The organism is Candidatus Halocynthiibacter alkanivorans (genome assembly GCF_003333265.1).
GTDB lineage: Bacteria > Pseudomonadota > Alphaproteobacteria > Rhodobacterales > Rhodobacteraceae > Halocyntiibacter_A > Halocyntiibacter_A alkanivorans.
The window spans coordinates 1-18240 of the sequence record NZ_QOLB01000132.1 but is presented as its reverse complement, the minus strand read 5'-3'; the positions used below and the strand labels follow the sequence as shown (position 1 = coordinate 18240).

General features: G+C 61.3%; 17 protein-coding genes. 13 read left to right on the top strand and 4 right to left on the bottom strand.

The window, feature by feature from the left end:
• Positions 1 to 132: 132 nt before the first annotated feature.
• Complete coding sequence (gene tldD / locus DWA01_RS16825; protein ID WP_114286969.1) at positions 133 to 1554, bottom strand: metalloprotease TldD; 1422 nt, start codon at positions 1552 to 1554, stop codon at positions 133 to 135.
• A gap of 179 nt (positions 1555 to 1733) precedes the next feature.
• On the opposite strand from tldD, the gene coxB reads away from it, so the two are divergent.
• From coxB to DWA01_RS16780, 10 genes are all read left to right on the top strand, one after another.
• Positions 1734 to 2606, top strand: a complete 873-nt coding sequence (gene coxB / locus DWA01_RS16820; RefSeq protein ID WP_419187017.1) for a cytochrome c oxidase subunit II — start codon at positions 1734 to 1736, stop codon at positions 2604 to 2606.
• A gap of 91 nt (positions 2607 to 2697) precedes the next feature.
• Positions 2698 to 3627: a heme o synthase gene (gene cyoE, locus DWA01_RS16815; RefSeq protein WP_114286968.1), complete on the top strand. Its 930-nt coding sequence runs from the start codon at positions 2698 to 2700 to the stop codon at positions 3625 to 3627.
• 1 nt (position 3628) lies between these two features.
• Entirely contained in the window at positions 3629 to 3793 is a 165-nt protein-coding gene (locus DWA01_RS23335; protein ID WP_200832605.1) for a hypothetical protein, read from the top strand.
• Entirely contained in the window at positions 3790 to 4368 is a 579-nt protein-coding gene (locus DWA01_RS16810; protein WP_268807748.1) for a cytochrome c oxidase assembly protein, read from the top strand. The genes DWA01_RS23335 and DWA01_RS16810 overlap by 4 nt, the downstream gene beginning before the upstream one ends.
• A gap of 24 nt (positions 4369 to 4392) precedes the next feature.
• Positions 4393 to 5196, top strand: a complete 804-nt coding sequence (locus tag DWA01_RS16805; RefSeq protein ID WP_114286966.1) for a cytochrome c oxidase subunit 3 — start codon at positions 4393 to 4395, stop codon at positions 5194 to 5196.
• Positions 5197 to 5282: 86 nt separating this feature from the next.
• On the top strand, positions 5283 to 5972 hold the full coding sequence (locus DWA01_RS16800) for an SURF1 family protein (RefSeq protein ID WP_114286965.1): 690 nt from the start codon (positions 5283 to 5285) through the stop codon (positions 5970 to 5972).
• A gap of 18 nt (positions 5973 to 5990) precedes the next feature.
• A complete protein-coding gene (gene thrC / locus DWA01_RS16795; protein ID WP_114286964.1) occupies positions 5991 to 7376 on the top strand; it encodes a threonine synthase in 1386 nt (461 codons plus the stop codon).
• Positions 7373 to 8632 carry a M16 family metallopeptidase gene (locus tag DWA01_RS16790; RefSeq protein WP_114286963.1) on the top strand — a complete coding sequence of 420 codons (1260 nt, stop codon included), beginning with the start codon at positions 7373 to 7375 and terminating at the stop codon, positions 8630 to 8632. The genes thrC and DWA01_RS16790 overlap by 4 nt, the downstream gene beginning before the upstream one ends.
• Positions 8632 to 9222, top strand: a complete 591-nt coding sequence (locus DWA01_RS16785) for a GNAT family N-acetyltransferase (protein ID WP_114286971.1) — start codon at positions 8632 to 8634, stop codon at positions 9220 to 9222. The genes DWA01_RS16790 and DWA01_RS16785 overlap by 1 nt, the downstream gene beginning before the upstream one ends.
• 37 nt (positions 9223 to 9259) lie before the next feature.
• Positions 9260 to 10681 carry an FAD-binding oxidoreductase gene (locus DWA01_RS16780; RefSeq protein WP_114286962.1) on the top strand — a complete coding sequence of 474 codons (1422 nt, stop codon included), beginning with the start codon at positions 9260 to 9262 and terminating at the stop codon, positions 10679 to 10681.
• 82 nt (positions 10682 to 10763) lie between these two features.
• Here DWA01_RS16780 and DWA01_RS16775 read toward each other — a convergent pair whose 3' ends face one another.
• Entirely contained in the window at positions 10764 to 11297 is a 534-nt protein-coding gene (locus DWA01_RS16775; protein ID WP_114286961.1) for an adenine phosphoribosyltransferase, read from the bottom strand.
• 454 nt (positions 11298 to 11751) lie between these two features.
• Positions 11752 to 12630 carry an S-methyl-5'-thioadenosine phosphorylase gene (locus DWA01_RS16770; RefSeq protein WP_114286970.1) on the bottom strand — a complete coding sequence of 293 codons (879 nt, stop codon included), beginning with the start codon at positions 12628 to 12630 and terminating at the stop codon, positions 11752 to 11754.
• Between the two features lie 193 nt (positions 12631 to 12823).
• Here DWA01_RS16770 and DWA01_RS16765 point away from each other — a divergent pair, with 193 nt between their 5' ends.
• Positions 12824 to 14425, top strand: coding sequence for a SulP family inorganic anion transporter (locus DWA01_RS16765; protein ID WP_114286960.1), 1602 nt, complete (start codon positions 12824 to 12826; stop codon positions 14423 to 14425).
• A gap of 817 nt (positions 14426 to 15242) precedes the next feature.
• Here the strand turns inward: DWA01_RS16765 and DWA01_RS16755 are convergent.
• Positions 15243 to 15848: a flavin reductase family protein gene (locus tag DWA01_RS16755; RefSeq protein ID WP_114286958.1), complete on the bottom strand. Its 606-nt coding sequence runs from the start codon at positions 15846 to 15848 to the stop codon at positions 15243 to 15245.
• A gap of 80 nt (positions 15849 to 15928) precedes the next feature.
• Between DWA01_RS16755 and DWA01_RS16750 the strand changes: the two genes are divergently transcribed.
• On the top strand, positions 15929 to 16438 hold the full coding sequence (locus DWA01_RS16750) for a GNAT family N-acetyltransferase (protein ID WP_114286957.1): 510 nt from the start codon (positions 15929 to 15931) through the stop codon (positions 16436 to 16438).
• 608 nt (positions 16439 to 17046) lie between these two features.
• Positions 17047 to 17823: an EcsC family protein gene (locus tag DWA01_RS16745; protein ID WP_114286956.1), complete on the top strand. Its 777-nt coding sequence runs from the start codon at positions 17047 to 17049 to the stop codon at positions 17821 to 17823.
• The last annotated feature ends 417 nt before the right edge of the window (positions 17824 to 18240 follow it).

Here is an 18240-nt window from a genome sequence, read left to right as displayed (position 1 = left end):
GCTGAATTTAATGTGCCCCAGGTTGGTTAACGACTCGTAAATGAAATGGCATCTATGTGATATAATTTTCGCAATAAATCGTAAGCCGCTGCCGCACAACGATAAATAAAATACGGCAGCGGACGCTCATCTTCAGGTTGCAGAGCCTCCGATGGTCAATCCGCCGATCATGAGAGTGGGTTGGCCGACTCCCACCGGCACCCATTGCCCGGCTTTGCCGCAATTTCCGACCCCGGGATCAAGCGCCATATCATTGCCGATGGCGCGGATCTGGTTCATCGCGGTGGCGCCATCGCCGATCAGCGTGGCGCCTTTGACTGGCGCGCCAACCTTACCGTCTTTGACCAGGTAGGCTTCGGTGCAGGAAAACACGAACTTGCCATTGGTGATATCGACCTGACCACCGCCAAAGCCCACCGCGTAAATGCCGTCTTTCAACCCGGCCACGATGTCTTCCGGCGCGGTGTCGCCTCCGAGCATATAGGTATTGGTCATCCGCGGCATCGGCGCATGGGCATAGCTCTCACGCCTGCCGTTGCCGGTGGCTTTGACCCCCATCAGACGGGCGTTCTGCCGGTCCTGCATATAGCCCACCAGCACCCCATCCTCGATCAGGGTGTTTTTGCCCGAAGGCGTGCCCTCATCATCGACCGAGATCGATCCGCGCCGGTCCGGAATGGTGCCGTCGTCCAGAATGGTGACACCTTTGGCCGCGACCTGTTTGCCCATCAGCCCGGCAAAAGCCGAGGTGCCTTTGCGGTTGAAGTCCCCCTCCAGCCCGTGACCCACCGCCTCGTGCAGCAGAATGCCGGGCCAGCCCGCCCCCAGCACCACATCCATCTGCCCCGCCGGTGCCGGCACCGCTTCCAGGTTCACCAGCGCAATGCGCAGCGCTTCGCGCGCCACCGACTGCCAGTGCTCCGGCGCGATCAGCCCGCTGAGCAGCGTACGGCCACCGCCGCCATGGCCACCGGATTCACGGCGGCCGTTTTCTTCGACAATCACCGAGACATTCAGTCGCGTCATCGGCCGCGTGTCGGAAATCAACGTGCCTTCCGGGCGCAGGATGAACACTTCCTGGATCGAGGCGGCCAGCGTCGCCGAGACCTGCACCACCCGCGGATCAAGTGCGCGGGCAAAGGCGTCGATCTCAGCCAGGGTGTCGATCTTGACGGTAAATTCAGTGCCGGCCACCGGGTTTTTATCGGTGTAAAGCCTGGTGTTGGTGGCGCGCGGCGCTTCGGCCAGGGTGCCACCGCCATCGCCCACTGCCAGCCGCGCGGTCTCCGAAGCGCGTCGAATCGCCGATTCGCTGATCTCAGTGGAATGGGCATAGCCGGTGGTCTCACCGCAGACCGCCCGCAGGCCGAAACCTTCCGAGGCGTCATAACTGGCGGTTTTCACCCGGCCGTCATCAAAAACCACCGCTTCTGAACATCTGCGTTCCAGAAATAACTCGCCATCATCAGCACCTGCGACAGTCTCACGCAGGATTTTAAGTGTCTGCTCCTGCTCAAGAGTGGTATTAAAGGGGCGAAACGTGTCTGTCTTCATTTTTTATCTCCTTCGGGACTTGATCTGGATCAAAAAAGAGGCTGTATGACGCATCACACAACTTGTCCCGTTGGGACTAATATGGTTTCAAACGAACAGGACACAACGGGTTTCCTGCCAAATCGGCAGACTTCCGGCGGAACGGTCTCTCGCTACCGTCAGTGAAAACAGGAATTACTATGCGCACAACGACCTTTTTTAAGGGCCTGATGGCCGCAACACTCGCTACCACCCTCAGCGGTGTTGCCAATGCACAGGCCGCGCTTGACGGTCTGGAAATCGTCGGCGCGCCGACACCACGGGGCACAGGCTTTCAGCCCGCCGGCTCAAATATTGCCCGCCAGCTGCAAAGTCTTGACTGGTTGCTGCTGGTCGTCAGCGCTGCCATCGTGGTCTTTGTCACCGGGCTGATGATCTATATCATGATGCGTTACAACCGCCGCAAAAACCCGACACCGGCGACTTTTACCCATCACTCGGTGCTGGAAATTGCCTGGACCATCATCCCGATCCTGGTTCTGGTGGTGATTGGCGCTTTCTCGCTGCCAGTGCTGTTCTATTCGCAGGAAATCCCCAAAGCTGACCTGACCATCAAAGCCGTCGGCAACCAGTGGTACTGGGATTATGAATACCCCGATTCTGAATTTGGCTTCTCCAGCTACATGCTGGCGCGCGAAGATCTGGAAGCGGCCGGATATGACCAGTCCGAATACCTGCTGGCGACCGACACTGCCGTTGTGGTGCCAGTGAACAAAACCGTTGTTGTTCAGGTGACCGCGGCTGATGTGATCCACGCCTGGGCTGTGCCTGCGCTGGGCGTGAAACAGGATGGCGTTCCCGGCCGTCTCGCTGAGCTGTGGTTCCGTGCTGACAAAGAAGGTGTTTATTTCGGTCAGTGTTCCGAGCTCTGCGGCAAAGACCACTCCTATATGCCGATCACCGTGAAAGTAGTGTCTCAGGAGGCCTATGACGCCTGGCTCAAAGGCGCGATTGAAGAGTTTGCCGGTCTGCCGGCTGCGTCGCAAAACGTAAAACTGGCGTCGGCTGAATAAGCCCGCCGCTCAAGATACAGGGTGGGGGCTGGTGATCCGGCCCCTGCTGCCCCGACCTAACCCTGCCAAACCCCTGACAAAAGGTTGCAACATGACAGATTTCTCTGCAAATCAATATGAAGACGAAGCGAGCTTTGGGGATTATTTCTCCTTGTTGAAGCCGCGTGTTATGTCTCTGGTTGTGTTCACCGCCATGGTCGGGCTTATCGTGGCACCGGTTTCGGTCAATCCGTTTGTTGCCTTCACTGCCATTCTGTTCATCGCCATCGGCGGCGGCGCCTCGGGCGCGCTGAACATGTGGTGGGACGCCGATATCGATACGGTGATGAAACGCACCAAAACCCGCCCGATCCCTGCCGGTAAAATTCCCGCCATTGAAGCGCGCAACCTTGGTGTCGCACTTTCGGGTATTTCGGTGGTGATGCTGGCACTGGCCACCAATATTGTCGCTGGCGCGTTTCTCGCCTTTACCATCTTCTTCTACGCGGTGGTCTACACCATGTGGCTGAAACGCTGGACACCGCAGAACATCGTCATCGGCGGCGCCTCCGGCGCGTTCCCTCCGATGATCGGCTGGGCCGCGGCCACCGGCGGCATCGCGATGGAATCGGTGCTGATGTTCGCCGTGATCTTCATGTGGACGCCGCCGCATTTCTGGGCGCTCTGCCTGTTTATGAAATCGGATTACGATGAAGCCGGCGTGCCGATGCTGACCGCGACCCATGGCCGCCGTGTCACCCGCAACCACATTTTTGCCTATACGCTGCTGCTTGCGCCATTTGCCATCGGGCTGGGCTTTACTTCCATCGGTGGTCCCATCTATCTGGCGGTGGCCGTGGTGATGAACGCGCTGTTTATCAAAGGCGCCTGGACGATCTGGAAACGCAAAGAAGACACGTCGCTCGACGATGAATACAAAGTCGAACGCTCTTTCTTTAAATTGTCACTTGCTTACCTGTTCCTGCATTTCGGTGCACTTATGGTGGAAGCACTACTGCCCTTCGGGCTTGGAGGCTGGTGATATGTCACTGGTACGCGAACATGAAATGCACAAACGGCGCAAAAGCCGCAACATTGGCCTTGGTGGCGTGTTGATTCTGTTTGTGACGCTGGTCTTTGGCCTGACGATCGCCAAAGTCTCGCCGCTGATGAATGAAGTCACCGCGCAGAACGAGACCAGCCAGTGACGCTTCAAAGGACACACAAAACCGCGGCCATGGCTGCCGGTGTGGTTGTCCTGATGGGCGGCCTGGCCTGGGCGTCGGTGCCGTTTTACAACTGGTTCTGCAAAGTCACCGGTTTTGGCGGCACCACCAGCGTGTCGGCGACCGGTTCAGACGTGATCCTGGACCAGACCATCACGATACGTTTTGATGCGACGCTTGACCGCGATATGCTGTGGGAATTTAAACCCATGGTGCGCGAAATGGAGCTGCGCATCGGCGAGACCGGCCTGGCGTTCTACGAGGCCTACAATCCGACCGACCGGGTGATTGCCGGCACTGCCAGCTATAATGTCGCCCCCTATGATGCCGGTGGATTTTTCACCAAGATCGACTGTTTCTGCTTCACCGAACAGGTGCTGCAACCGGGTGAACGGGTGCAGATGCCGGTGACCTTCTACGTGGATCCTGAAATCACCCAGGACCGCGACGCTAAATTTGTAAAACACATCACGCTGTCTTACACCTTCTACGAAACCGACCTTCCCTCAGAAGAAACGGCAAACCTGTCGCAAGATCTTCTGAACCGGTCCAACTAAAGACCCAGACTCGGGGAAACCAACATGGCGCACGAAAAAAATCACGACTATCACATTCTGACCCCTTCGGTCTGGCCTTTCATGGGCGCGCTCGGCGCCTTCATCATGCTGTTTGGCGCAGTGCTGTGGATGCAGGGCATTACTGCCTTCATGTTCTTCGGCGGCCTCGCAGTCGTGCTCTACGTGAGCTACGCATGGTGGTCTGACGTTATTGTCGAAGCCAATCAGGGCGATCACACACCGGTTGTCAAAATCGGCCTGCGCTACGGCGTGGTATTGTTCATCATGTCCGAAGTGATGTTCTTTGTGGCCTGGTTCTGGGCGTTCTTCAAAAATGCGCTCTATCCGATGGGCCCGGACTCGCCGCGGATTGACGGCATCTGGCCACCCGCAGGCATTGAGACCTTCAACCCCTGGCACCTGCCGCTGATCAACACGCTGATCCTGCTGTGTTCCGGCGCTGCGGCCACCTGGGCGCACCACGCGATTGCCCATGAAAACAACCGCAAAGATATGATCACCGGCCTGGGCATTGCGGTGTTCCTCGGCCTGCTGTTCACCTTCTTCCAGGGCTATGAATATGCCGAAGCCAGCTTTGGCCTCTCCGGCAACATCTACGGCGCTGTGTTCTTCATGGCGACAGGTTTCCATGGTTTCCACGTCATCATCGGCACCATCTTCCTCGGTGTCTGTATGATCCGGGCGATCCGCGGCAGCTTTACCCCTGAACATCACATCGGTTTTGAAGCCGCAGCCTGGTACTGGCACTTTGTGGATGTGGTCTGGCTGTTCCTGTTTCTCGCCGTTTACATCTGGGGCGGTGGCTAATCCGGTTGCACCTGCTGCATTGATATGAACAAAGAAAGGCGCGCGGGAGACATCCTGCGCGCCTTTTTCCATGGTGAGGACGCCTGATGACCCGACGCATGATTTTCCCGCTGATTTTTGGCATTGCCGGTATCGCGGTGCTGCTGATGCTGGGCAATTGGCAGACCCGGCGCATGGTGTGGAAAAACAACATCATCGCCGAAATCGACCGCGAAATTGTGGCCCCCACCGTGCCGCTGCCCGACCAGATCACACCGGATATGAAATACATGCCGGTCACCGCCACCGGCACCACCGGCAGCCGCGAATTGCACATGCTGACCAGCAGCCAGGAGACCGGCACCGGTTACCGGGTGATCACCCCGTTCACGGTGCAAAGCGCCCCCGGAAGCCCCACTGCCAGCCGCACCATCATGCTGGACCGGGGTTTTCTGCCGGCGAGTGCCAAAGACGCGCCGCGCCCGCAGCTTGAACTCGACGTCGAGGGCAATCTCTACTGGCCCGACGATCTGAACTCCTCCACGCCGGATCCGGACCTGGGCCGCAATATCTGGTTTACCCGCGATGTCCCGACCATGGCGGCCGCGCTCGGCACTGAGCCGGTGCTGATCATCGCGCGCCAGGACGCCGGGCAGGGCATCACCCCCTGGCCCGTGGACAGCAGCACCATCACCAACAACCACGTGGCTTATGCATTCACCTGGTATTCGCTGGCTTTTGTATGGTTAGTGATGACAGGCTATCTTCTGTGGCGTATCAGACGCAGGACCATCTGAACTTTTCAGGACACTGACATGCGATATATTTCGACCCGCGGCCAGGCGCCGGCACTGAACTTTGAAGAGACCATGCTGACCGGGCTTGCGCGCGACGGCGGGCTCTATGTGCCGGAAGAGATCCCCAGCCTGAGCGCGGATGAAATCCGGGCGCTGGCGGGCAAATCCTACGAGGAAATCGCCTTTACCGTGATGCGCCCCTTTGTCGGCGACACCTTCAGCGATGACGAGTTCCGCAGCCTGATTGCCCGCGCCTATGCCGGCTTTAATCACGACGCGCGCGCGCCGCTGGTGCAGCTGGCCCCCAATCACTTCCTGCTGGAACTGTTCCACGGCCCGACCCTGGCGTTCAAAGACTTCGCCATGCAGCTGATTGGCCAGCTGTTCCAGGCGGTGCTGGCGCGGCGCGGTGAGCGGGTGACCATCGTGGGTGCCACCTCGGGTGATACCGGCTCTGCCGCGATTGAAGCCTTTAAGGGGCTCGACAATGTCGACGTGGTGATCCTGTTCCCGCACGGCCGTGTTTCAGAAGTGCAGCGACGCCAGATGACCACCCCGCCTGAGAGCAACATTCACGCCCTCGCGGTGGACGGTGATTTCGACGACTGCCAGGCGGCGCTGAAAGACATGTTCAACGATTTTGATTTCCGCGACGAGGTGAAACTCGCCGGGGTCAATTCGATCAACTTCGCCCGGGTGCTGGCCCAGGTGGTGTATTATTTCTCCTCCGCCGTGTCTGTCGGCGCGCCGGACCGCAACGTCTCCTTCACCGTGCCCACCGGCAATTTTGGTGACATCTTTGCCGGTTATCTCGCCAAAAAGATGGGCCTGCCGATTGACCGCCTGGTGGTGGCCACCAATCAGAACGACATTCTGCACCGCGCCATCGCAAGCGGCGAACATACCAAACACGGGGTGACCCCGTCGATCAGCCCGTCGATGGACATCCAGGTCTCTTCCAACTTTGAACGCGCGCTGTTTGACGCCTACGGGCGCGACGGTGCTGCGGTGTCGGCGCTGATGAGCGAGCTTGATGAGGGCGGCTTCACCATCTCCCAGGGCGCGATTGAAGCGCTGCGGGACCAGTTTGACTCCGGCCGTGCCTCAGAAGAAGAAACCAGCGCCACCATCAAAGACATGCGTGCGCGTTCCGGCGAACTGCTTTGCCCCCATTCCGCTGTGGCGGTGAAAGTGGCGCAGGAAAACCTCACTGAGACCGTGATGGTCACCCTCGCCACCGCCCACCCGGCGAAATTCCCCGACGCCGTGGAAGCCGCTTCCGGCATCCGCCCCGCCTTGCCGCCACATATGGCCGACTTGTTTGAACGCCCTGAGCGGGTCACCCGGGTCAAGAACGACCTGGGGGCGCTGCAGGCCCTGATCAAAGAACGGATTGCCCGTTGAACGTCGAATTCCACACCCTCTCTAACGGGTTCCGCATCGTCACTGAACATATGCCGGGGCTGGAAAGCGCCTCGATCGGCGTCTGGGTCCAGGCCGGTGGCCGTCACGAGACACTGCCCCAGAACGGCATCGCGCATTTCCTTGAACATATGGCGTTCAAAGGCACCAAACGGCGCTCGGCGCTGCAGATTGCCGAGGCCATTGAGGACGTTGGTGGTTATATCAACGCCTATACCAGCCGCGAGATGACCGCCTACTACGCCCGGGTGCTGTCCCAGGACGTCGCACTTGGCCTGGACGTGATTGCCGATATCCTGCTGAACCCGGTGTTTGATCCCGAAGAGATCGAGATCGAACGCGGTGTGATACTGCAGGAAATCGGCCAGTCGCTGGACACGCCGGATGATGTGATCTTTGACTGGCTGCAAGAAGCCTCTTATCCGGGCCAGGCCATCGGCCGCACCATTTTGGGCCCCGAAGAACGCGTCAGCAGCTTTTCCCGCAAAGACCTTTCAACGTTTGTGGCACAGCATTACGGGCCGAACCGCATGATCCTGGCCGCCGCAGGCGGGGTGGATCACGATGCGATCGTGGCCGACGCCGAACGGCTGTTTGGCCATCTGAAACCGGTGACGGATGAAAACCCCGATGGGGCGACGTTTACCTGTGGTGAACACCGCGAAGTGAAAAACCTCGAGCAGGCGCATTTCGCGCTGTCGCTGGAAGGCCCGAGCTACCGCGATGAGTCTATCTACACCGCGCAGATCTTCGCCACGGCCTTTGGCGGCGGCATGTCCTCCCGCCTGTTTCAGGAAATCCGCGAGAAACGCGGCCTCTGTTACACCATCTATTCCCAGGCCGGCGCCTATTCCGATACCGGCGGCATGACGATCTATGCCGGCACGTCGGGCGACGAAATCGAAAGCCTCGCCACCCTGACAATGGACGAGCTGAAACGCGCCGCGGACGATATGTCTGAGGCCGAGGTGGCGCGCGCCCGGACGCAGATGAAAGCCGGGCTGCTGATGGGGCTGGAAAGCCCGGGTGCGCGCGCCGAGCGCCTGTCGCGCATGGTGGCGATCTGGAACCGGGTGCCGCCGCTGGCGGAAACTGTGCAGCGTTTTGAATCGGTCAGCACCGCTGACGTGCGCGAATTTGCCGCCCGTATGTGCCAGGCCAATTCGGCGCTGGCGCTCTATGGCCCGGTGGACAAAGCCCCGACACTGCAGGACCTGCGCCAGAGGCTGCTGGCTTGATACTGTCACGGCGCCACAAAGTCCGGATCGAATCTGAACGCATGACTTTGCGGCTGCCGGTGCATGGCGACTTCAAACAATGGGCGGCGCTGCGCCGCCACTCTGAAACCTTCCTGGCGCCCTGGGAGCCAACCTGGGCCCGGGACCATTTCGACCGCAAAAGTTTTGCCAACCGGGTCTATTGGGCCCAGCGTTCGGTATCGGGTGGTACGGCGCTGCCGCTGATGCTGATCCGGCGCACTGACAATGCGCTGCTGGGGGCGATCACGCTGGACAATATCCGCCGTGGCCCGGCCCAGGCCGGCACGCTCGGCTATTGGGTCGGCGCCCCTTTTGCGCGTCAGGGTTTTATGCGCGAAGCGATTCAAGCGGTGGTGCATCATGCGTTTCACCAGCTCGACCTCTCGCGGCTTGAGGCCGCCTGCCTGCCGGAAAACACCCCCTCGCGCGGTGTGCTGGAAAAATCAGGTTTCAAATATGAAGGCGTTGCGCAAAGCTATCTGCAAATCAACGGCCGCTGGCGCAATCACGTGCTCTACGCCAATCTGCGCAGTGACCGGCGTGGCAAAACCGAAGTCGGCCAGGCCTGATTATTGCCGCGCCGCCCGCTGCCAGGAGAGACCTGATATGACACTGAACCCCGTGACCGACGCGCTGATCTCCCGGCTGAAATCCATCCTGCCCGCCGCCACGTTCCGCGACCCGGATCCGCATTATTTTGAGGAACCACGTGGCCGTGTCACCGGTCAGGCCGGCGTTGTACTTGCGCCTGGCAACACGGACGAAGTGGCCAGTATCGTGCGCCTCTGCGCTGAGACCCGCACCGGCATCGTGCCGCTGGGTGGCGGTACTGGTCTGGTGCTGGGGCAGGTGATGGAGACCGGACCGGCGCCGGTGCTGCTGTCGCTGGAACGAATGACCCGGATCCGCGCGGTGTATCCCGAGGAAAACGTGCTGGTGGCCGAGGCCGGCGCGGTGCTGGCCAATGTGCAGCAGGCCGCATTGGACGCGGAGCGGCTGTTCCCGCTGTCACTGGGGGCCGAGGGCTCCTGTCGCATCGGTGGCAACCTGTCGACCAATGCCGGCGGCCTGAATGTACTGCGTTATGGCAATGCGCGTGAGCTCTGCCTCGGGCTGGAAGCGGTGCTGCCGGACGGTTCCGTCTGGAACGGGCTGAGACGGCTGCGCAAGGACAACACCGGTTATGACCTGCGCAACCTGCTGATCGGCGCTGAAGGTACCCTGGGCATTATCACCGCCGCCAGCCTGCGACTTTATCCGCGGCCCGCGCGCCGTGCCGCTGCGATGATGCAGGTCAGCGACCCGGCGGCGGCATTGTCGCTTTTGTCCATGGCCCGCGGACTCTGTGGCGAGACGGTTTCGATCTTCGAGTTGATCTCAGGTGTGGGGCTCGACTTTGTTGCGCGACATTGCCCCGACACACGGCTGCCGCTTACCGCGCGGCCGGACTGGGCGGTGATGATTGATCTGGGCACCGGTGCTGACCAGGACCCTGAAGCGCTGCTCAGCGCGCTGTTTGAACAGGGCTATGAGGCGGGCCTGGTGCAGGACGGGGTGGTGTCGCAGTCTGAGGCGCAGCGTTATGGCATCTGGGAAGTACGCGAAATGATCCCGGTGGCCAACAAACGTGTCGGTTCGGTCTCCTCGCATGATATTTCGCTGCCACTGGGCGCGGTGGCCGAGTTTATTCCCCACGGAATCAAACTGCTGCAGCAAGTGGATGACTTCCGCGTCAATTGTTTCGGCCATCTTGGCGATGGCAACCTGCACTACAATGTCTTTCCGGCTGCCGGCAGAACACGTGCGGATTATGCGGATAAGATCGCAGAGGTGCAGCGGGTGGTACATGATCTGGTGGCGCAGTATGACGGCTCATTTTCGGCTGAACACGGCGTGGGGCGGCTCAAGGTTGCCGATCTCGAACGCTATGGCGATCCGGCGCGTCTTAGCGCCATGCGGGCGATCAAATCCGCGCTCGATCCCCAGGGCATCATGAACCCGGGCGCAGTGCTGCGGGCGCAGGACTGACAAAAAGCGCCCGGCCTGTCCGGCGGGGCGCTTTAGCGGTAAGTGTCGTTAATGTGCAAGCGCGAGCAGCGCCACTGCGGCGCTATTTGCCCTCAAAATCACACAGCGCATCGACATTGTAGCCGAGTTTTTCCAACCTTGCGCGGCCGCCAAGCTCGGGCAGATCGACGATAAAGGAACAGGCGACGATCTCGCCGCCGAGGCGTTCAATCAGCTTGATGCCGGCCTCAGCAGTGCCGCCGGTGGCCAGCAGATCATCGACCACAAGGATCTTTTCGCCGGGAGTGATGGCGTCGTCATGCAGCTCCATCACCGCCGCGCCATATTCCAGCTGGTATTCTTCCGAAATCACCGCGCCGGGCAGTTTGCCCTTTTTGCGCACCGGTACAAAACCGACCGAGAGCTGATGGGCGATGGCGCCGCCCATGATGAAACCGCGCGCTTCCAGCCCGACCACCTTGTCAATGCGCTGGCCGGCATAGGGCAGCAGCATCTGGTCGATCGCCATGCGAAATCCGCGCGCGTCAGAAAACAGGGTGGTGACATCGCGGAACAGAATGCCCTCATGTGGGAAATCAACGATGGTGCGGATGTAATCTTTGACAGAGCTGCTCATGTCTTTCCTTTGCTGCGCTTAACGGCGGCGCGTCATATCCGGAAGGCCCGGAAATACGGTGAATGTCAGCGCAACTTGTGGCTTTTGGCGGCGCGATTGTCCAGCCCGGCGCCCGGCCTGGACGGGGGCGCCGCCAAAATGATGCACCGTATCAGGTGACGCTCACGGTGATGTCCGCAGTGTCCCCCGCTGAGACGCCTGCAGCGCCCCATGCTGTGACACCCACAACACTCCCCACCGTGACGATGCCGCAACGCGCAGTGACGTCCGCAGCGGGCCACCGTGACGATGCCACAGCGTCTGTAGGCGGTCAGAGAAAACAGGGCCGGGTGTCAACGGCGCGCCTGTTAATACCCTGCCGGGCACCCGGCCGGCCACAGCGCCAGGCTTTGCCAGCGACGCTGGGGCGCGTTTCCCGGGATCAACAGGGGCCGGGTGGAGAGGTCGTGCGCGTTTAAACGCCTCCGAGCACCCGGCCGGCCACCGCATCGAGCTTTGCCAGCAGCTCCGGATCGCGCTTTTCGGGCGCGGTCATTACCGCATGCTCCAGCGCCTGGTCGCAGCCCTGGGTGCAGGGCGCGTGCTGTGCGCCCAGAAGCGCCGGCAGCCGCGCCACCAGACCGCGGGCATTGGCAGAGTTGCCACCGAGCGTTTTCAGGATATCGCTGATCTGCACCGCGCCATGCTCCGGGTGCCAGCTGTCGTAATCGGTGACCATCGCCACGCTGGCATAACACATCTCGGCTTCGCGGATCAGCCTGGCCTCGGGCATATTGGTCATGCCAATCACATCACAACCCCAGCTGTCGCGATACATCCGGCTCTCGGCGATGCAGGAAAACTGCGGCCCTTCCATCGCCAGGTAAGTGCCGCCCATATGCACGGTTACCCCCTCGTTCTGTGCTGCCTGCAGGCACAGGGCAGACAGGGTGGCACAGACCGGATGCGCCAGCGACACATGCGCCACGCAGCCGCTGCCAAAAAACGAATTGTCCCGCGCGACCGTGCGGTCAATGAACTGATCGACAATGACAAAATCACCCGGCGCCATCTCTTCCCGAAACGAGCCGCAGGCCGAGACCGAGACCACATCGGTGACGCCAAGCCGTTTCAGCGCGTCGATATTGGCCCGATACGGTACGGTGGAAGGTGTATGCACATGGCCGCGGCCGTGGCGTGGCAGGAACACCATTTTCACCCCGTCGAGCTCTCCACAGAGCAGCGCATCAGACGGCGTCCCCCAGGGCGTGTGCACCTGTTGCCAAGCCGCATCCTTCAACCCGTCGATCTCGTAAACGCCCGAGCCGCCAATCACGCCGATCACTCTTTCCATCATTTTCTCCCCGTTGTCTGGGTGCCAGCCTGGCACGTTGGCGCGGGCGCCGAAAGATGGCATAATAAGCGCAGATGTCCTGCGGGTGTTGCTGTGGCGCAACGGCCATGCGGCCGCGCGCGGCGCCCGCTTCTGACAATTGCGTTTCGCTGCTAGAAGGCGGCAAACGCACCCCAATGTACTGGTAAATCCTGTGACGAAATCGACGCTGGCGTCCTTCGCGGAAAAGCTCTCTATCCAACCCAAATCCGGGCATCGCCTGACCCCGGCCCAGGCCAAAACCGATGTGCTGTCCGGGCTGACGGTGGCGCTGGCGCTGGTGCCCGAAGCGGTGGCTTTCTCTTTTGTCGCCGGGGTGCACCCGCTGGTGGGGCTCTATGCCGCCTTTATCGTCGGGCTGATCACCGCAGTGATTGGCGGCCGTCCGGGGATGATTTCAGGGGCCACCGGGGCTTTGGCCGTGGTGATGGTGGCGCTGGTCGCCCAGCACGGGGTGGAATACCTGTTCGCCACGGTGGTGCTGATGGGCATCATTCAGATCCTCGCCGGGGTGTTTAAGCTGGGCAAGTTCATCCGCCTGGTGCCGCATCCGGTGATGCTTGGTTTTGTCAACGGGCTGGCGATTGTGATTTTCCTCGCCCAGATGACGCAATTCAAACTGCCCGGGGCGGATGGCGATCTGGTCTGGATGACCGGCCTGCCGTTGATTGCGATGCTGGGGCTGGTCGGGCTGACCATGCTGATCGTCTGGGGCCTGCCCAAGCTCACCCTGGCCATTCCGGCGCCGCTGGCAGGCATTGCGATCACCGCTGGCATTGTGATTTTCTTTGGCATTGATGTGCCGCGGGTCGGCGATATGGCCTCGATTGAAGGCGGCTTCCCAAAGTTCAGCATCCCGCAGGTGCCGTTCAATCTTGAGACCCTGCAGATTATCTTGCCCTATTCGTTTATTCTCGCCGCTATCGGCCTGATCGAAAGCCTGCTGACGCTGAACCTGGTCGGGGAGATCACCGACGAACGTGGTGGCTCGTCGCAGGAATGTGTCGCCCAGGGCATCGCCAATACGGTCACCGGTTTCTTTGGTGGCATGGGCGGTTGTGCGATGATCGGTCAGTCGATGATCAACGTGAACTCCGGCGGCCGCACGCGCCTGGCCGGTATTGCGGCGGCGCTGTTCCTGCTGGCCTTTATCATGGTGGCCTCGCCGCTGATTGAACAGATCCCGCTGGCCGCGTTGGTCGGGGTGATGTTCATGGTGGTGATCGGTACATTCGCGTGGAATTCGCTGAAGATCATGACCCGGATCCCGCTGGTGGATGCGCTGGTGATCGTGCTGGTGACCGCAGTGACCGTGGCCGAAGACCTTGCCATCGCGGTGGTGGTCGGGGTGATCGTGTCGGCGCTGGCCTATGCCTGGCAGAACGCCACCCGCATCCATGGCACCAGCAAAATTGCGGAAGACGGCTCCAAGGTCTACCAGATCGAAGGGCCGCTGTTCTTTGGCTCGATCGAAGGTTTCATGGATCTGTTTGATATCAAAGGTGACCCGGCCAAAGTTGTGGTGGATTTTGCCGGCAGCCGGGTGGCGGATCAGTCAGCACTGACGGCGATTGAGTCGCTGTCGGCGAAATACCAGGCGGCGGGCAAAACCGTGCAGCTGCGTCACCTGAGCCGCGACTGTCACCAGTTGCTGAGCAAGGCGGGCCAACTGATGGTCGACAGTGATGATGACCCCGATTACCAGATCGCCACCGATTACCACGTGCGCACTGGCATTCTGGGCGGCGGTCACTGATCCCGGCAGATCCGGAAACCGAAAAATGGGCTGTTCCGGAGATCGGGCTGGCTCGCCGCTGTCGAATACCCCTTGGCCTGGCTCGCCGCGCCCGGCTCGGCCGGGCAGTGACTGACCTTTCACGGCGCGTCCGTCCGGGGCTGAAAGCAGAACAACTCGGATTACAGACATGCCTGAATGAAAAAACAGCGCCTGGGCAACCCTGGCGCTGTTTTTTTGACTTTTCTGGGGTGGCATCCTTCCGTCGGCAATGACGCGGCCAGCGGGGTATTTCTGCGCAGATCTGAAATGCATCAGGGCGGAATATGGCAGGACAACGGACTGCCAGAACAAAAGAAAAACGCCGGTGCAAGCCTGGCGCCTGTTGCCATCAAGCACCCCCCGGCGGTGGCAGCGGGTGCGATTGTTGCGCCGTCGGCGGGGCTGACGGGCCGGCAGGTACACGCGGTATCTGACAGTCTCTGGTCAGCCCCGGCTGTTGGGTGTCAGTGCTGTGCGCCAAACCTGCCGGCCAGAGGCAGCCTCTGACGACACCTTCTGAAACCAGTCTGGAATCCGGCCCAACAGAGCCTGCCACCAGAGCCTGCTGCCAGAGCCACACCCCTGCCACCCTGGCCGCTAATTCCGGTTGCCAGATCTATCCGCCAATCCCATCTGCCAGAGCCATCCGCCAACTCCGGCCACCAGAGCTATCCGCCGGCTCCAGTCCTCGACACCACCTTTCAGCTCCAGCGCTCACTGCCGTCCGTCAGCCCCGGCCCTGAGTACTTGCCAGCAGCGCCTCTCCGGAGCCCGTCGTCAGCGCCAGCTGCGGTGCCTATTCGCCGGGGCGTTTGAGCGAAAACACTTCGTTGACGCTGGTGTAGTCACGATAGCCGAGCCGGGCCAGCGGCTGATAAGTGCTGACGTCATACCGCCCGTCCACCAGACAGTCGTCACGCAGATGCACGCCGATAACCTCGCCGAACACCACGTAATTGTGTTCGCCGTCGAGCCGCACAATACTGCTCATACGGCATTCCAGTGACGCCGGCGCAAGCGCCACGCGTGAGCAGGCGATACTGTCACATTCAGCGCGCGCAATATCAGCCAGTTCAAATTCGTCCTGATCGGCCGGATAGCCACCGGAGCTCAGGTTCATCACATCGCGCATGGCGTATTCAACGATGTTGATGCAGAAGACACCGGTCTCATTGATATTGCTCACCGTGTCCTTGCTGATGTCGCGGTCCGGCTTGGTGGAGGTCGAGGCGAACATCACCTGGGGCGGGTGATAGGCCACCGCGTTGAAAAACGAATAGGGCGCCAGGTTGTCCCGCCCCTGGCTGTCGCGGCTGGAAATCCATGCAATCGGGCGCGGCGTGACAATGGCAGAAAACGGATCATGTGGCAGGCCGTGGCCTTCAGAAGGTCGGTAATACATTTGAGCTACTTTCTTGTGATTGCTCAAGACCTAGGGGCGTGTTAGCAGCGTGTCCAGCTTTTGCGACAGGGGACAGACAGGTGTTGCACCTCAGCACAGAGATTTCGGACGACTGGTGGGAAGTCGAAGCGCTTTACGACCTGTGTTTTGCACCGGGCCGCGAGGCGCTGTCTTCCTATCGTCTGCGTGATGATGTCAGCCCGGTCTCTGCCCTGTGTGTGCTGGCGCGGGACGATGACGGCATCCTGGGTGCCGCAATCCGCTACTGGCCGGTGCTGATCGGCGCGCGGCGCGTTTTGCTGCTGGGGCCGGTGGCGGTGCATCCCACCCGCCAGGGCGAAGGCCTCGGCGGATTTGTGATGCGGGAATCGCTGGAACGGGCGCGCGAGCTGGGCTGGGAACGGGTGATGCTGGTGGGGGATGAACCCTATTACCGCCGCTTTGGTTTTCAGCGCCTGCACGGGGTGCAGATGCCGCCGCCCACCAACCCGGACCGGGTGCTGGGGCTTAATCTGGTGGACGATGGCTGGCTTGGCCTCTGCGGCACCGTGACCAGTTCGCTGGGCCGGACGCTGCCGCCGGACCGCTGATGCCGGATCGTTAGCCCCGACTATCGGACACCCGCCAGCTGACACCAGAAATCTGGCACCGGATACCAGACGCTGTGCACGGGCCGCCGAGAGCGGGCAGGCAGACACAGGCGGCTGACGCTGCTCTGGTGCACGATATTTCAGACACCACGCCGGGGCCCGAGACGCCGGACACCGCGCCGGAATGGCAGCACATGGCACGGCGCCGGAGCACGAGACGCCCGACACCACGCCGGACAGACGGCACAGGGCACCACGCTGTACAGGAGGCCCAGAGGGGAGCGCGTTGGCGCATGAGGCGCGGGGGACCATGCCGACAGCAGGTAAGGGACACCACGCCGGGCACGAGACGCCGGGGTAGCGCCAGACACGGGACGTATGATACGGGGCGCAGGACGCGGGGCGTCAGTCAGAGAGGGCAGGGCACCGTGCCGGACACCGGACGCCGGACACAGGACGCCAGTCACCGGACGCCGGGCACGAAACGGCTGCGAGGAGACGCCAGACGCGGGCTGCCACCACCGCAGATCTGACGCGGGCCGTCGCAGCCTCCGCCAGCAAAGACAGCCAAACTTGAAACCACCGCGCGCAACTGCCATCTTTAATGCATGACAGAAGCTCCGGATCTTGCCACTGATGACGGGCATGTGCTGCTGCACGCGCCCACCACCGCGACGCTGGACGAGCTGCGTGCCCGTTTGCGGGCGTCTGAAACGGTGGGGGTGAAGCTGTTGGCGGCGATAGGCGGCCAGGCTGACAGCCTGCTGGCGCGGTTGCCACGCAGCACAAGGGATGTGCTGGAACAGGCCACTGCCCGCGCCCTGATGTTCAGCTATGATCTTGCGTTCCAAAGCCGCAAACACGGGCTGGGGGCAGGGGCGCCGGACTGGATGCACACCGCCCTGACCACAGGCATGGGCATGGCAGGCGGGCTTGGCGGTCTCGGCACAGCGCTGGCGGAACTGCCGGTGACCACCACGCTTTTGCTGCGCAATGTCCAGGATGTGGCCGGGCGCTATGGCTTTGATCCACAAGAAAAACAGACGCGCCTCGCCTGCCTGCATGTGCTGGCCGCCACCGGGCCGCTCTGTGACCGGCCGCTGGACCAGGCCGGTTTTCTGGCGGCGCGTATGACGCTGTCGGGCGCCACGGTGCAGGGGGTGATTGCCAAAGTGGCACCGCGCCTTTCGGTGGTGCTGGGCAAAAAGCTTGCTGCTCAGGCGGTGCCGGTGCTGGGCGCGGCGGCGGGCGCGGCGACCAATTTCACCTATGCGCGCTACTACCGCAATGTGGCGCATGTGTCCTTTGGCCTGCGCCGGCTGGCCGAGGACAGTGACAGCGACTATGACACGTTGCTGAAACAGATCCAGGCACCTGTAAGCTGAGCATGACCCGCGGCAGTCTGAACAAGCGCCAACAGAGAACAACATAACTCACGCAGACTGTCATCGGAACAAGGCGGGACCCGAAACGCTTGCCCGGACACGTGGCCCCCTGACACGCTGCCCCCCGAACGAGCCGGCGCTCCTGACCTTCAGCCTGCCCGACACCGGCCTTCCTATAGGCTCATGGAAAGGCAAACTGGAACGCGGGCGCCGCTGTGATCAGCAGAAATGCGGCAGATATGGCCCGCGCCGGTCGCGATTACTACTGCATTCACAACCGTGCTCACTGCCGACGCCTGCAGCTCCAATAAAAATCGCCTGTATTTCAGGCGGCGCCTTGGACTGCGCTCGCAGTGCCCAGGCGTCCCGCCTCAGTCCAGATTGACCAGGTAGTTCATCACCGCCGGGCGCACTGTC

What these genes read in the sequence shown, in the direction of transcription:
- DWA01_RS16755 (WP_114286958.1), bottom strand. Translation starts at nt 15,848, where the DNA reads ATGTATTACCGACCTTCTGAAGGCCACGGCCTGCCACATGATCCGTTT.
- DWA01_RS16770 (WP_114286970.1), bottom strand. Translation starts at nt 12,630, where the DNA reads ATGGAAAGAGTGATCGGCGTGATTGGCGGCTCGGGCGTTTACGAGATC.
- DWA01_RS16800 (WP_114286965.1), top strand. Translation starts at nt 5,283, where the DNA reads ATGACCCGACGCATGATTTTCCCGCTGATTTTTGGCATTGCCGGTATC.
- DWA01_RS16805 (WP_114286966.1), top strand. Translation starts at nt 4,393, where the DNA reads ATGGCGCACGAAAAAAATCACGACTATCACATTCTGACCCCTTCGGTC.
- DWA01_RS23335 (WP_200832605.1), top strand. Translation starts at nt 3,629, where the DNA reads ATGTCACTGGTACGCGAACATGAAATGCACAAACGGCGCAAAAGCCGC.
- coxB (WP_419187017.1), top strand. Translation starts at nt 1,734, where the DNA reads ATGCGCACAACGACCTTTTTTAAGGGCCTGATGGCCGCAACACTCGCT.
- DWA01_RS16780 (WP_114286962.1), top strand. Translation starts at nt 9,260, where the DNA reads ATGACACTGAACCCCGTGACCGACGCGCTGATCTCCCGGCTGAAATCC.
- DWA01_RS16745 (WP_114286956.1), top strand. Translation starts at nt 17,047, where the DNA reads ATGACAGAAGCTCCGGATCTTGCCACTGATGACGGGCATGTGCTGCTG.
- thrC (WP_114286964.1), top strand. Translation starts at nt 5,991, where the DNA reads ATGCGATATATTTCGACCCGCGGCCAGGCGCCGGCACTGAACTTTGAA.
- tldD (WP_114286969.1), bottom strand. Translation starts at nt 1,554, where the DNA reads ATGAAGACAGACACGTTTCGCCCCTTTAATACCACTCTTGAGCAGGAG.
- cyoE (WP_114286968.1), top strand. Translation starts at nt 2,698, where the DNA reads ATGACAGATTTCTCTGCAAATCAATATGAAGACGAAGCGAGCTTTGGG.
- DWA01_RS16775 (WP_114286961.1), bottom strand. Translation starts at nt 11,297, where the DNA reads ATGAGCAGCTCTGTCAAAGATTACATCCGCACCATCGTTGATTTCCCA.